Source organism: Chitinimonas violaceus (assembly GCF_052601015.1).
This window is the reverse complement of the sequence record NZ_JBQXDJ010000053.1, coordinates 1-13,093: the sequence shown is the minus strand read 5'-3', so window position 1 is coordinate 13,093 and position 13,093 is coordinate 1. Positions and strand designations below refer to the sequence as shown.

Here is a 13,093-nt window from a genome sequence, read left to right as displayed (position 1 = left end):
CGATGACCGTGGATAACTACACAGCAATGGATATTGCCGCAGGTTGAATAGTTGTAAAAACAGTGGCTTTATGACATCCAGTAAACAGCTGAATTCCATGAAAGCCTGTAATTGTTTGCTGCGCAGCGGCAATACGGCGTTGCCCCTTTGGAGTTTGTATCTACCTTATGAAAATTCTGCTTTCTCGGGTGTTTTTCTTGTGTCTTACTCAAGTTCACGAGACATTGAATTGGTACTGAAAGCTTGCCGCTTGTTTGTACTACGCAGCTGTTCATGGGTAAAGCGTGGAAACCGGTATGGGTGTGAAGGAAACGAGCTGTACCAATCAAAACAGCCACCTATTTGAGGTGGCTGTTTTGATTTGAAGAGAAACACTATTGCGAGGCGTGCCGCCTATAGCAACTATTTGATAGCACGGCGACGGTTTATTAGGCCAACGCCTACAAGCCCAAGCGCGATCAGTGCAACCGGGTTGGGTTCCGGCACCCTTAATGTTGCGGCATTGAACAAGTCCGCGCTGCCATCGCTGGTGACCTTACCGGTTGCGCAGAGCAGGCGGGTATCAAATGTACATGCGCCAGAGAACTTGAAGGGGTTGGAAATCTTGTTGGTGGTCTGTAATTGCATGAACAGATCGGTCGGCGAGCTGTAGCCCAGACCTGGACCATCCAGATCAATGCCAAACCCGTTCATGAAGGAATCGAACTGAACGAATATGGTGGACTGGCCTAATGTCTGGCTCTTGCCTTTGAAGTTGGCCAAGTCCCCGCCCGAAGGGCCACGCATTGACAGTTTGGCCATATCGATCCAGGTCGAGCCATTATTGGCTGTCGCCTGCAACATAATCGAGCCAACGCCGGGAGCGAAGGTGTAGTTGACTGCGCCAGTTACCGCGTTGTAAGAGGATACCGAGCCGGACAAGCCGGTAAATACAAACCGGAAGCCATCCAATGGTTGTGCATAGGTTTGCGGGAAGCCAAAGTCACCCAGGCCAACTGCGTTTTCCTTCACGTAGTTGAGCGAGAAGATGCTGCCGTATTCCTGAAACAGCGCCCCCACGAATGGCGATCCGCTGGCGTTTACTTGTTGTGAAACGGTTGTCACACCGCCATTCAGTCCCAGGTGGCCCACGTGTGTGGTGGTTGTGCCGACGGCGCTTAGTGTCCATGCATCCTGGATCGTCAGTGCATGGGCGTTTGATCCGATCATTGCGACGCCAGCCAGACTGAGTGCTAAGACGAGCTGCTTGAATTGCATCGCTATCCTCCCGTGAACCTGCAGTGAGTATCTAGTTATGTCGAGCCCCAGGTGGCTTTTGGCCAGGGGAGCGACATGTCACCACATTAAGCAATGCCTGTGCCACTTAGGTAATTACTTGTTTATATTTGGGTTTGTGGAGGATTTGTCGATAACTTTACAGATAGGTGTAAAGTATTCCGACAGATAGGCCCCCCAAGCTGCCTGCTGGTGTGGGGTGCTAGTCAATTTTAACAGGGGCTAAATACAACTAGGGTATATCATCAACCATAGAGCTTGTTATCAAGGATCTACTCCTTGGGTGTCAGGGACAACCCGGCGTAACTGCCAAGGACAACCGCTTGTTCGTCAATGCTGTACTCTATCGCTATGGTGCTGGCATCCCTTGGCGGGACGAGCAAAAGGGGGTACGGCGCAATAAGCCATTGGGCACAGTCGAGGTGGGCTGAATACCAAGATTCACGCCACAGTTGATGGCTTGGGTAACCCAACGAGTTTTCACCTTACACCAGGGCTGGTGCCCGATCGGGAGGGAGGACATCTTACTCGAGGGGCGCGCCGGCTACAGCGGTGATTGCGACACGTTACGACAAGACAGATTGTTTGTAATTTCCTTGAAGCGATCAACCTTGCTGCAGCTGTCGTGTGACTCAGATGATTGATGACCCTCTCCCTAGGTGTTTAGTCCCACAGCCTACGCTGAGCTTCATCCCCGGGCAACACGCCTGGTGGCAAGGGATTTCCTATCTGGCTTGATTGCCACTGTGCCTTACACCCTTCATACGATCCTGACAGACAACGGCATTCAGTTTGCCAAGCGGCAAGGCACAGAAGGCTACTGGGTGATTTCGTTTGATCGCCTCTGCCGAGCCCACCACATCGAACATCAGCTAACCAAGGTCTGCCATCCTTGGACCAATGGGCAGGTCGAACGCATGAATCGGACGATCAAGGAGGCGACGGTCAAGCATTACCACTATCAATTGCATGATTAGCAGAAATCCCATTTGCAGACGTTCCTGATGGCGTACAACTTTGCTCGTCGCTTGAAGACCTTGAAGGGTTTCACTCCCTATGAATACATCGACAATATCTGGGCAACCGAACCACAACGCTTCAGGATTGATCCGTTCCAGCACACTGTGGGACTAAACACCTAGTGAGATCACCTACGTATTGCCAAGTACATTACTGACGCGGTACTCGAAGTTGTTATGCACAACGCTGCCCAGTTGGCTGCGGGGATACAAAGTCAGCTGGAAGGACTATCCAAGGATAGAGCGACCTCCACGCACCTCGATATGCTGTTCGTATATCGTCCAGGTGTTACCACCAAACCGCCATTCGGATGATTTCAGTTGACATACGGCAAACAAGTTTATGACGTATTCATAGATACTTCACCGTACCTTGCAAAGGCTTTAATCCTTGCAAGAGAGTTAGCGATACTGTTTGGAGAAGTGTTAAGGAAGGATATTGGAAATGCGTGAAGTTGAAAGAGAAATGCCGGTTATAGATACTGATAATACTGAACACATACTGGTAGAAATCACCACAATGGTGACCCACAAGCCGGAAGATGGGCCTGCGGTCGAGCGCCCTAGTAAGCAGCGCTACATGATTGTTAAAGGTGAGCTGCTGAAGAAGCTTGGACCGAAGTTGTTCGAAGGTTTGGAAACGGGGGAGCGCTACACCTTGTTACAGCCTGTATAGGTATAAGAGGCGCTGTAAATGCGCCTTTTTGCCGTGCTGAGCTTCCCTCGGAGCGGATCGAGTTTTCCACCGCTGTTTTTGCCATGAGAATACGGGCTAGCAAGCCCGTTATCTGCTTGATTTTGTTTGCCAATCTGTTTGACTCACGCAAGTTTATAACATCGCTCAATTGCTGGCGACCGTATGCCAATGAGATAAAAATTTGGGCGGTACGGCAAGTATTGGGTTAGAATCTGCGGTCATTGCTTACCGAAAAACGTAGAACAAGTGTGCCGCTTACTGACACCAGTAAGCACGGGCAAGTAATTAGCCTGTAGAGACCGACAGATCGCGCGCCAAAGCACTGTCAGTGGAAATCCCGAAATCAAGTGCTTCACCTGAAGTAGCCAGCCCACTGCACGCCAATGTTGTGGGTTGGGGCTTTTCCCCTTTTTTTACCTTCAAATCCCGTCCGTTTTCCTCGTGCTGGCCCCCCTCGTTTCACATTGGTTGTTTCCACGCCTTACACTTGCAAGACAGTATTTGTACTTTGTGAGGGTAAGCCCCTGATTGACTGAATAATTTTCGGTATATAGGATGCGCGCCTTGTTTAATGAACACCCAGTAGTCAGCCCCTTGGCGGGGGCCAGAAGCACCCCCTTGGCGGGGGGATAACTTATATTTCGGGAATTGATAGGTAAATCGATGTACGTTTCACATTGTCCTGCTACACCAGGATTCGATGGCGATCGTCTGCGTCCTGCAGCAACCCGCCTACAAGGCAAACCAGAAAACCTCAAAGTGCTTTGGGAATGTGGTAAGCAAGGATTGGAGGAAATCCTGGATGCCCAACGGGCATTAGAGAAATTGTCATCCGTCCAATCCGATCCATTGGTAGCGGAGTATCACGCTGTCGGTACGATCCCGCAGATTGAGCGAGGCTTGGCCTTGATCGCAAAATCCGGGCGATGTTTGCGTTATGTACCCGCTATCGCAGATAAGCTGCGTCAGCACTATGCGATGGATTTGCTGCTTGATGGCCTGTCCTTTGTTGTTACGTTCTCGCTGGATGCACCCTCCGAGGCACAAGCGTCCGCTTTACCTGTGGAAAAGTCCATGATGCTGCATGGTCTGTATGCCGCTGACTCCACGACCAATGTGCTCAATGTCATTGGCAATATGTGGGCAGAAACTGCACGGACGATGGTGATCAGCGCGTTGACGATGCAATCAGAGCAAATAGAAGTGACCATCTGAAGTAGGCCATAGGCAAACGCTCTATCGCTGTAAACGGGCAGGCATAGGCAGAAATGCCGCATCAAACCGTTTTTTTGGCGCTGCACCAAATCATGCTCGGCAAACGTCATGTACCAAGCTCATGGTTTTGCTTGCAGCTCAGTACCTGTGCTGCGGATATTCTGCAATGTAGCGATGCCGGCCGCGAAAACACGAGCATGCCAGCCTTCATTTCCGAGCCATCCCGCTCAGATTCCCACCCAGCCAGGGTGGGCCAGCTCTCCTGTGGGGCATAGGTCACGATGGCAGCCTGTAGCGCAAAGCCTGATGTTTAGCGCCAAATAAATATGAACCGAGCCGGCGATCTCGTTTACCACTGCCGGCCGGTTGAAAAGTGCACCCGCTATGTTCAGGCACAACCACAAGATGATGGGGGCAGGTCGGGCACCAGCCGCCCAGCTGCTTCACCATTGGCCAGTGGATGGCCGTCGCGCAGCCAGAAATCCACCCCGCCCAGCATTTCCTTTACCTTGAAGCCCAGCGCTGCCAGCTTGTACGCGCCCTGGGTCGAACCGTTACAGCCTATGCCATCACAGTAAGTCACGTAGGTCTTGTCACGATCCAATCCGGCGGTGCTTTGCGCATCCATGGTGCGATGGGGAAAACTGATTGCACCCGGAATGTGGCCAGCCAAGTAATGGCTATGCGCCCGTGTATCGACCACGACTATCTCGTCCACGCCCGCTTTGAGGTCCGCCGCCACATCCCATGCATCGGTGTGATAGGCCAACTTGGCTTGCATATAGGCTGCGCTATCCGCAGGGAGAGGCGCGGGTATCTGTAGTACGACAGAAGTTGTTTGCTGCATGGTAAAGGCCTCGTTCAATGGGTAGGTATAGTCTGGCGCCAATTTGGTTGTATAAGTAAAGCCAATTTATCGATATTGACCAGACCAATGTCCACCAATAGCACGCAACCCGGTTTGTGGCTGAATCTTTTTCAGGCAGCCCAAAGCAACCCACTTCCCTTACGCGCTCAGCTGTGTACTGCCCTGCGCGAAGCAATTCGTTCTGGTACGGTGGCGTATTCGGAACGACTACCTGCCACCCGCACGCTGGCGGCGGACCTCGGTATTTCACGCGTCACAGTGGAAGCCGCCTATGGCCAATTGGAAGCCGAGGGTTATCTGGCACGGCGGGTCGGCCAGGGCAGCTTTGTAGCGGCACGGTTCGCCCGAGCAGCCGAAGTCGAGCCACCTCTACGGACCACTGCACTGGCCGCCTTATCGCAACGTGGCCACCAGTTGGTACGGGGTGGTGACTGCCACGATCCGATCACGCCACTTGCTTTTGCTGCCGGTAGTCCCGATCTGCGCCTATTTCCGCACGACACCTGGCGCCAGTTATGCAACACCCGTTTGCGCCACCATGCTGCAAGTCTGGCAGGCTATGGTGATCCACAAGGCTATGCGCCCCTACGCGTGGCTATCGCTGCCTATCTGCATCAAGCACGCGATGTTCGTGGTAGCGCCGACCAGGTACTGGTGTTGACCAGTTCGCAGCAGGCCCTGCATTTATTGGGCAATCTGCTGCTGGATGAAGGCGATGTGGTCTGGATGGAAGAACCGGCTTATCGGGGCGCTCGTACCGCCCTGGCAGCTACTGGTGCGAAGCTGGTACCCGTACCGGTTGATCACGAAGGTATGTGCCCCAGCGAAGATCTACCATCGCCCCGTCTGATCTACCTTACCCCCTCACACCAGTACCCCACTGGCTGCGCGCTTAGTCTGTCACGTCGGCTGGCTTTGCTGGAGATCGCCCGGAAGCAGCACTGCTGGATTATCGAAGATGACTACGACAGCGAATTCCACTACGACGGTCGCCCTCAACCCGCCATGCAAAGCCTGGATCGGCATGACCGGGTGATTTACCTGGGTACTTTCTCTAAAGCGTTGTTCCCATCACTGCGACTTGCTTATGCCATGCTACCGTCCACGCTAATCGAACCGGCAACGACCGTTCGCACCCTCTATGACGGCCACAGTAACCAGTTGATGCAGGCGGTAACGGCGGACTTTATCAACCGCGGCCATTTCGCCACCCACCTGCGTTATATGCGCCAGCTCTATCGCAGCCGCCGCGATCTCCTGCTGGAGGAGATCACCGCCAAACTACCCCATCTGCTACGCGTTCATCCCAGCCCGGGTGGCTTACAAGTCATGGTGGCACTGCCACCCGGCAGTGAGACCCAGCTGACCCGCCAAGCCCGCATTGCAGGTGTCGCCACACCCAGCCTGCAGTCGCTCTATCTGATGCCTCCCGGCCGAGACGGCTGGCTACTGGGCTTTGCCGCCCTCAGCGCAGATGAAATTCGGGCTGGCGTACAACGATTGCAGACACTTCGCACCGACCTACCGTTCACTGCCTGAGGTACGTTAAAGGCCAAGTGTTAAGGGTTGAGAACGGGTGTTCCTCAATACCTTTGTGAACCAATCAGTTAGGTATTGGCCTAAGGGTACTCACAGGCCGACTGCGTTACCATCAATGTCCCTGCTTAATTTATTTGTTAGACACTGCTAGAAGATAAGTATGAAGAAAAGTCGCATTATGTATATCGAGTCAAAGTCCGAAGGACTCATGGGTCCGGCTCGTATAGGGCGAGTTACGTTCTCGAAGACAGGGGCCACCGTGTATTACGCGGGTAGATCCTTTCAGAGCTTGAAAGGAATGGGCTTGAAGGCAAACTACTTTGATATTGAAACAGGTGAGTGCTATTGGATCTCTGGTCCTCGAAAGGACGGCCAGGATCGCCTTTACAAAACCAATGTCGCAGTGGATATCGACGCTGATGTATATGACGAATACTGGCTGAAAATCAGAGGCTTCGTGCCGCCATCGCCAAAAGCACATCGTGGCGCTTAACAATGAAGCACGCGGCACAATAGCCAAGAGGCGCAATGTCTGCGCCTCTTGTGTTTTATCCTCGACCGTCACACCCGCCCTATCAATTCGGCCGATACCGTAGGCAAATCCTTCATTGTGTGATGTGCTGCACTAGGCGTTGGCCAAGACGGTATTCAACGCAGGCGTGAACACCGTTCTTTCTATCCAGCTTTCCGTTTCCAAATGCCTGGTTTATACAGATTACGGCTCGCAAAGCGGCCCCAGCGCTGACGCTGTGGCAGAGACTGCCCATTCAATGCTTGAACCATGGACAGTTAATTGGCCTGGATCGTCTGAAAATGCTTCAGGGATGGGCTTGGAACATCAAGAAGTGGCAATGGCTTTCAGGCTCGGAATCATGGCGGTGGTGTTTAACTGGTTAACCTTGCTGAGATGCCTGTACGTCCCCACCACCGACGGAAATTTGCTGAACCACTCGATTGGGCGATGCTGCTCAGCGTACTGCTGCACGCCTTCATCATTGCCATTCAGTTTGACGTACCCGGCGGCAATGGACCCGCAAAGCAGGCTTTGAAACCGGAGCCGCTCACTGTCACCCTGGCCAATCAGGTGTCTCAATCCCAGCCAGCCGATAGTTTTTCACCCAAGGTCGAGCCCATAGCCCATACGCTGCAGCCGCTGGATGCACTCACCATTACGCTCGCGCCACAGACGGTGCCAAGCGCCACCACTGAATTAGGCCTAGCGTCCGCATCGATAGCGCACAAGGCGATACGAATGAGAACCCACGTACCGGTGCTGACAGTACAGCAAAGCCAGTGGGAAATCTCCATCAATGACCGGACCCAAATACCAACGCAGCTGGCCGATGCCGCCACCGGCAGTGCGAATGTAGACGTACTCGCCGACGACAGTAGCCAACCCGACCTAGCCACATTAACCAGTCCCTTGCTCATTGAGCCCGATACAAACAGCGTTGAGCAGACCCACAGTGCTGCAGATCCTGAGAAAGCGCTTCAAGAGATAGCCACAGCAGCGAAACAAAAAAGCGAAGCCAGAGCAGAACAGATTCGAGTTGCCGACGAGGTAACACCACAAAAAGTGGAAGAAACCATCACAACGGCGGTACAAGTCCAGACCCAACAGGCGGCCGACCCACAAAAAATTACGGAACAAGCCCAAGAACAGCGACGAGCCAAAGCTGCCAAACAAGCAGCGGAAGAGCAAGCGCGTAGGCAAGCCGCTGCGCAAAAGGTTGAACAGGAAAAAACCGAGACATTGGCCAGAGCAGCGCAACGCCGTATCGCTGCCGAGGCCGCTACCCAGCAAGAGGCGGAAGAAATCGCTAGGGCAGAACAGGCCCGGAAGTTAGCGGAACAGCGCGCCGCTGAACAACAATGGGCGGCAGAACAAGCATGGCGAATAGCAGAAGCGGCCAAACAAGCAGCGGAAGAACAAGCGCGCAGGCAAGCTGCTGTGCAAAAGGCTGAACAGGAAAAAGCCGAAGCACTGGCCAGGGCAGCGCAAAGCCGTATCGCTGCCGAGGCTGCTGCCCGGCAAAAGGTGGAAGAAATCGCCAGGGCTGAGCAGGCCCGCCGGTTAGCTGAACAGAAAATTGCCGAACAGCAAAGGGCCGCAGAACAAGCCAAGGAGCAAGCACGGTTAATGGCCGAAGCGGCTAGGCAAAAAGCAGATGAACAGGTCCGTACCGAGCAAACCCGCAAACTGGCCGAAGTTGCAGCGGAACGACAAGCAGCCCGAAGGATCGCCGATGCTCCCACTACCGACAATACCGACCGATCCAGCATTAATCATGGTGGCACCAGCCAGAACACTGGTGCTGGCCTGACGTTACCCATCTCGCCGCCAGCAGGCTTGTCGCTGGCCGAACGCGCCTTGCAACAAGCCCGTCAGCGCAAGTTGTTCGACAACCAGCCTAGCCCACGCAAGCGCTTTGCTGCGCTCAACAGAGCCACGGCGGCGAGTGATGTGGAATTCCGTTTCTACGGTGAAAGCTGGCGGCTTAAAGTGGAGCGGATTGGCGCTATGTACAGTTCCAGCTTGCCAAAGGACGGCTTCTACAGCCCACTGCAGGTAACCGTCGCTATCAATAGCGACGGCACGCTGGCCTCGGTCTATGTCCGCCAGAGTAGCGGCGACAAGAAACTTGATGAAGTCGCCAAACGCATCGTCGAAGCAAGCGCTCCATTCTCTCCCTTCCCACCCGGCATGCGGGAACGCTACGACCAGGTGGAAATCACCCGTAACTGGAACTTCACCGATGGCACAGCCAGCCTAGTGTACTAATACCCCAGCCATCCTGCCGTATCACCACGTCACCTGAAACACCGTATCCGCGTTGCTCCCAACACCGGCGCTCCATTAAAAGTAATCAACCAGAACACATCGGCTCAATCTAAACAGCAAAAATCCGTTCACAATCAAAGTATCTAGAGAATTTATGATTGCCACATAAACAATTGCTAGTAAATTAGGAAACGATTCATAGCAGCGCAGATCATCGGCCTCCTCAAGGGAGGCGAGGCCGGCATGAAGCCCGCCGAGCTGTGCCACAAACACAGCATCTCAGTAGCCACTTGGTACAACTGGAGAGCAAGTATGCAGGGATAACCGTTGCCGAGGCGCAGCGGCTCAAGGTCCTGGCGCAAGAGAACAGCCCCCTCAACGACTGCGGGCCGACTCGATGCTCGATAACGCCGACTTTTCATCAATTTGTTTACACTAGATGTAATTCTTTACATCGCTCTTCAACATTTTTAACGCCCTATATACTGTCGCCCGCCCAATACCCAGCTTGTGTGCCACTTCAGCAGCATTGCGCCCACTGAATGAGCTCATCACTTACTTGGCCATGTCGTTGCTGCTATCAGACCGACTAGGACGGTGGCGGATTATACCTGTTCGCCACCCAGCTCAGCCCGTACAGCGCCCGCAGACGGGAACACACCAGCCAAAGCAAGCTGGCGCAGCTTCGCTGCCTAACTCAAATACTACTTAAAGTGATTTACAGCGATTTTCCCTACAGATAAAACAGCCTTGTGCCATGCAAACATCGCAATTTAAGTCCCTCCTTGTAATCCTAATTCCAAGGAATCTTCTAATAGCACAAGGCAATATATTCTAATCCTACACACTGAAGTGAGAATTAGAAAAGATAATCTCCACCAACGGTGAAACTAGAGATCTTGAAATCTGAAACTTTACTAAATTGCGTATACTCGGCACGTAATCCAAACTCCTTGCTAACCGCGTATCGTGCACCCAAGCCGAACATACCTTTAGTTTTCTTGGTTGTCTCAGAGGATGATGCATTAACACCCAATATAGTGTAGTTAAAATCTTCTTTTACTTTCATTCTTGCCGCACCGAAACGGACATACATACTAAATTCATTACTTACAGGAAAAATCCCCAATAATGAAGCATGCAATGCTTGCGGTTTAGCAGTGCCGTTCGCTGTGACTGTAACCCCATTACTAGTTAATGCTGCAGTATCCTTTATTTTTCCTAAGTCACGATAACCCACTTCGATAGCGGCATTTGGGTGAAATTGATAGCCACCAAACACACCAAAGTTAGTTGCATGCCCTTTGAAATTATCAGTAACACCACTAGTGTCACTTTCTTTCAAGTTGGTACGACCAACTTCAGCACCTATATATGCACTTTCAGCAAAAACTGGCATAGATAGCGTTCCAGCGATCACGAGTAAGAAGTAATGTTTTTTCACTTTCATTCCATATGAATGGGTTTTGACTTCACTACACTCAGTTAATATCTAGAAAATTAACTGAGTGTAGTACCTATTTATCTTTACTCGACTAAAGTTAGTTCAATGAATAAGAAGCTTGCAAGCCAGAATAGACATTGTTGTCAACACAGTTGTCGCTGCGATACAGTTTAACAAAAAGAAATCTATTAAAGTTCTAACGTTAACATCCATGCTGAGTAACCAAATTCGAACTAGTAATAATTCGCTACGAAATATTATGGGCCTAGGTAGGTCTTGATTAACTAATCGTATAATCTACCCAATACAATAAGTCATTCGCTTGACAGCGCTACGCGTTATCGCCCAGTAATGGTCTCATAGTAAGCCCCATCTCCTTCCACGCTGGCCAGTGGTACGTCCCACATTTGCTTCAACAATGCAGGGAGTACCCCACCGGTTATCCATCTCCTTGATGAGACGAATTTGCAGGGGCGAGTTGTCGATGCCCAGACGGACCTAACGATACTGTCGGTCCAGGCTCCTTCGTACCTCCCTTACGACATCGCTGTCTTGCTTTCATTCAGCCAAATGGACAGATAGCCCGCGCTGGATCAGGGAACGATTACCTGATACCAGTTTGCGGTCCCGCACTTTGCTATGAGCCTGGTCATGCCGCCAGGTGGCGCAGCCTCGCTCACGAGGAATCTGGCGGAGGCTAGGGAAAATCCCATGCTGCCCCTTATGACCCAATGTTTCCGCGTGCTGCGCTTGTATGAATACTACTCACAACAGGATTGCTGACAACGTACCGGGACAGATGACCCATTGAAGCCTGCAATTCCCCACACCTACACTCGCGCCCCGTCAATAGACCACTGTTGATGTTGCCTGAACAAACAGAGAAAACGAAAAGGGATGCAATGCAAATACTTAACCACCAGCAAATTGATCAAGTCGGCGGCGGAACGTCTTCTTACGAGAGAATAATGGGCGCGTTATGTAGCGAAGTCGTAAAGACCATAGGACAGTCAGAACTACCCAATGAGCTGAAACAGTGGGCACTGACGGACATAACGCAAAAACTCAATCTTTCTTGTCCGAATGCCACATTCGTTACAACGACTTCAGCAACTTAACTTAGTCACCGCGGCAAGAAGCGTAATACAGGAGCACAAAATGGAAGAACTAGGCTTGATGGATGTCGATCGTGTTGCTGGTGGCATGTTCAGCGATACCGGATTCGGTGCAGCTGATGGTTTTCCGGGGATGGACTTGGTCCTCTCTACCTCAGAATGGAGTATCGCTGCCTTTCCTGGCGCCGCCATCGCCTTGCCCCCAGACATGGTGACTCACACGAGATACGATGTATCTTCCGAGCAATTTAGGTAAAAGCGCATATCAAGTGGCGCAGATCAGAAAACCCCTGTCGTGATCAAGATAGCGGCTAGCGACACAACGGCTTGCGCTACCTTGGTAAGCGCAGGGACTACCCCAGCGATGCCGCCACCACAATGACGATCTGAGTAGCAGCGGAGGCAAGAGTTGAGAGTACGGCTATAGACATCGCAATTGAGTTTTTGCGCTTCTAGAGAGTTGCTGATACTTAATTTACTCGATGTCCTCCGCTGTCTTGTTCAATATCAGCAATGCCCAGTTCTGGAATAGTTACTTTTCTGTAGTGGCTTCAATTGTTGACTTAGAAAGTAATGGTTGTTGTACGTCGGCCTTACTCTTGTTGTGGTTGCGCCTTATCTTCTGCACGAACAAGACAGTGGTATGTACATGGAAAGATCCTCCACTGACTTGTGCAGTTTCAGTGGCATTCAAGTTCTGCATCATTTGATTCTTTATGATTGATCAGCTGTTTAGAGAGGTGCCGTGCTTCACTTTGCTGACAATTGCTTGCGGCCGATGGTGGAGCAGGTTGTTGTTAGCGCAAGAACCATTTTGGCGCGATCACGATGGGCTGACCTTGATCTAGCGCAAACGAATGGCGGTTTCCTGCTAACTTTGGCCGAAATAAGTGGGCCAAGCAGGGACGGCCGAAGATTCCAAACCAAGCAAGTTAGTTAATTTGCTTTTCCTGGAGCGTGTTTCTGAGATGCAGTGGCATGGCGGGCAGATCTCATCAGAGACTGTTCAAACTGACCTGTCCTGACAACCGTAGACACACCCACTTCAAATGCAGACCAATTGCCTGCTGAATTTTTCTGCAAACACCGCCGGTGCCAAATTACCTAGCCGAGAGTGGCGTCGTTGGCGGTTGTAAAAG

Annotated in this window: 13 protein-coding genes and 1 pseudogene; 10 read left to right on the top strand and 4 right to left on the bottom strand. The window is 51.9% G+C overall.

Features of this window, described 5'->3' with window-relative positions; all coding sequences use genetic code 11:
* Window positions 1–402 precede the first annotated feature (402 nt).
* Window positions 403–1,257 (bottom strand): PEP-CTERM sorting domain-containing protein, encoded by an 855-nt coding sequence (locus ACUHMQ_RS15770; RefSeq protein WP_445296419.1) that lies wholly within the window; start codon window positions 1,255–1,257, stop codon window positions 403–405.
* A gap of 257 nt (window positions 1,258–1,514) precedes the next feature.
* On the opposite strand from ACUHMQ_RS15770, the pseudogene ACUHMQ_RS15765 reads away from it, so the two are divergent.
* From ACUHMQ_RS15765 to ACUHMQ_RS15745, 5 genes and pseudogenes are all read left to right on the top strand, one after another.
* Window positions 1,515–1,783, top strand: a pseudogene (locus ACUHMQ_RS15765) (hypothetical protein); the annotation flags it as partial.
* A gap of 202 nt (window positions 1,784–1,985) precedes the next feature.
* On the top strand, window positions 1,986–2,252 hold the full coding sequence (locus ACUHMQ_RS15760; RefSeq protein ID WP_445296418.1) for a hypothetical protein: 267 nt from the start codon (window positions 1,986–1,988) through the stop codon (window positions 2,250–2,252).
* A gap of 12 nt (window positions 2,253–2,264) precedes the next feature.
* A complete protein-coding gene (locus tag ACUHMQ_RS15755) occupies window positions 2,265–2,417 on the top strand; it encodes a hypothetical protein (protein WP_445296417.1) in 153 nt (50 codons plus the stop codon).
* Between the two features lie 322 nt (window positions 2,418–2,739).
* Window positions 2,740–2,970: a hypothetical protein gene (locus ACUHMQ_RS15750; protein WP_445296416.1), complete on the top strand. Its 231-nt coding sequence runs from the start codon at window positions 2,740–2,742 to the stop codon at window positions 2,968–2,970.
* 684 nt (window positions 2,971–3,654) lie between these two features.
* Window positions 3,655–4,206: a hypothetical protein gene (locus ACUHMQ_RS15745; protein ID WP_445296415.1), complete on the top strand. Its 552-nt coding sequence runs from the start codon at window positions 3,655–3,657 to the stop codon at window positions 4,204–4,206.
* Window positions 4,207–4,594: 388 nt separating this feature from the next.
* On the opposite strand, the gene ACUHMQ_RS15740 is transcribed toward ACUHMQ_RS15745, so the two are convergent.
* Window positions 4,595–5,053 carry a rhodanese-like domain-containing protein gene (locus ACUHMQ_RS15740; RefSeq protein WP_445296414.1) on the bottom strand — a complete coding sequence of 153 codons (459 nt, stop codon included), beginning with the start codon at window positions 5,051–5,053 and terminating at the stop codon, window positions 4,595–4,597.
* Window positions 5,054–5,140: 87 nt separating this feature from the next.
* Between ACUHMQ_RS15740 and pdxR the strand changes: the two genes are divergently transcribed.
* The 4 genes from pdxR (at window position 5,141) to ACUHMQ_RS15720 (ending at window position 9,719) form a co-directional block, all read left to right on the top strand.
* Window positions 5,141–6,613 (top strand): MocR-like pyridoxine biosynthesis transcription factor PdxR, encoded by a 1,473-nt coding sequence (gene pdxR / locus ACUHMQ_RS15735; protein ID WP_445296413.1) that lies wholly within the window; start codon window positions 5,141–5,143, stop codon window positions 6,611–6,613.
* A 160-nt stretch (window positions 6,614–6,773) separates the two neighbouring features.
* Window positions 6,774–7,106, top strand: coding sequence for a hypothetical protein (locus ACUHMQ_RS15730; protein ID WP_445296412.1), 333 nt, complete (start codon window positions 6,774–6,776; stop codon window positions 7,104–7,106).
* Window positions 7,107–7,574: 468 nt separating this feature from the next.
* Window positions 7,575–9,395, top strand: a complete 1,821-nt coding sequence (locus ACUHMQ_RS15725) for a TonB family protein (RefSeq protein WP_445296411.1) — start codon at window positions 7,575–7,577, stop codon at window positions 9,393–9,395.
* A gap of 183 nt (window positions 9,396–9,578) precedes the next feature.
* Window positions 9,579–9,719, top strand: coding sequence for a transposase (locus tag ACUHMQ_RS15720; RefSeq protein WP_445296433.1), 141 nt, complete (start codon window positions 9,579–9,581; stop codon window positions 9,717–9,719).
* Window positions 9,720–9,830: 111 nt separating this feature from the next.
* Here the strand turns inward: ACUHMQ_RS15720 and ACUHMQ_RS21615 are convergent, their stop codons facing one another.
* Together ACUHMQ_RS21615 and ACUHMQ_RS15715 are read right to left on the bottom strand one after the other, a co-directional pair.
* The gene (locus ACUHMQ_RS21615; protein WP_510182279.1) at window positions 9,831–9,947 is read right to left on the bottom strand and encodes a helix-turn-helix domain-containing protein; all 117 of its coding nucleotides are present in this window, start codon (window positions 9,945–9,947) and stop codon (window positions 9,831–9,833) included.
* A 307-nt stretch (window positions 9,948–10,254) separates the two neighbouring features.
* The gene (locus ACUHMQ_RS15715) at window positions 10,255–10,839 is read right to left on the bottom strand and encodes an outer membrane beta-barrel protein (RefSeq protein ID WP_445296410.1); all 585 of its coding nucleotides are present in this window, start codon (window positions 10,837–10,839) and stop codon (window positions 10,255–10,257) included.
* 1,158 nt (window positions 10,840–11,997) lie between these two features.
* Here ACUHMQ_RS15715 and ACUHMQ_RS15710 point away from each other — a divergent pair.
* Window positions 11,998–12,210, top strand: coding sequence for a hypothetical protein (locus ACUHMQ_RS15710; RefSeq protein WP_445296409.1), 213 nt, complete (start codon window positions 11,998–12,000; stop codon window positions 12,208–12,210).
* The last annotated feature ends 883 nt before the right edge of the window (window positions 12,211–13,093 follow it).

Coding starts and splice junctions, on each gene's coding strand:
- ACUHMQ_RS15770 (WP_445296419.1), bottom strand. CDS start 1,257: ATGCAATTCAAGCAGCTCGTCTTAGCACTCAGTCTGGCTGGCGTCGCA.
- ACUHMQ_RS15745 (WP_445296415.1), top strand. CDS start 3,655: ATGTACGTTTCACATTGTCCTGCTACACCAGGATTCGATGGCGATCGT.
- pdxR (WP_445296413.1), top strand. CDS start 5,141: ATGTCCACCAATAGCACGCAACCCGGTTTGTGGCTGAATCTTTTTCAG.
- ACUHMQ_RS15740 (WP_445296414.1), bottom strand. CDS start 5,053: ATGCAGCAAACAACTTCTGTCGTACTACAGATACCCGCGCCTCTCCCT.
- ACUHMQ_RS15730 (WP_445296412.1), top strand. CDS start 6,774: ATGAAGAAAAGTCGCATTATGTATATCGAGTCAAAGTCCGAAGGACTC.
- ACUHMQ_RS15750 (WP_445296416.1), top strand. CDS start 2,740: ATGCGTGAAGTTGAAAGAGAAATGCCGGTTATAGATACTGATAATACT.
- ACUHMQ_RS15710 (WP_445296409.1), top strand. CDS start 11,998: ATGGAAGAACTAGGCTTGATGGATGTCGATCGTGTTGCTGGTGGCATG.
- ACUHMQ_RS21615 (WP_510182279.1), bottom strand. CDS start 9,947: ATGAGCTCATTCAGTGGGCGCAATGCTGCTGAAGTGGCACACAAGCTG.
- ACUHMQ_RS15725 (WP_445296411.1), top strand. CDS start 7,575: ATGCTGCTCAGCGTACTGCTGCACGCCTTCATCATTGCCATTCAGTTT.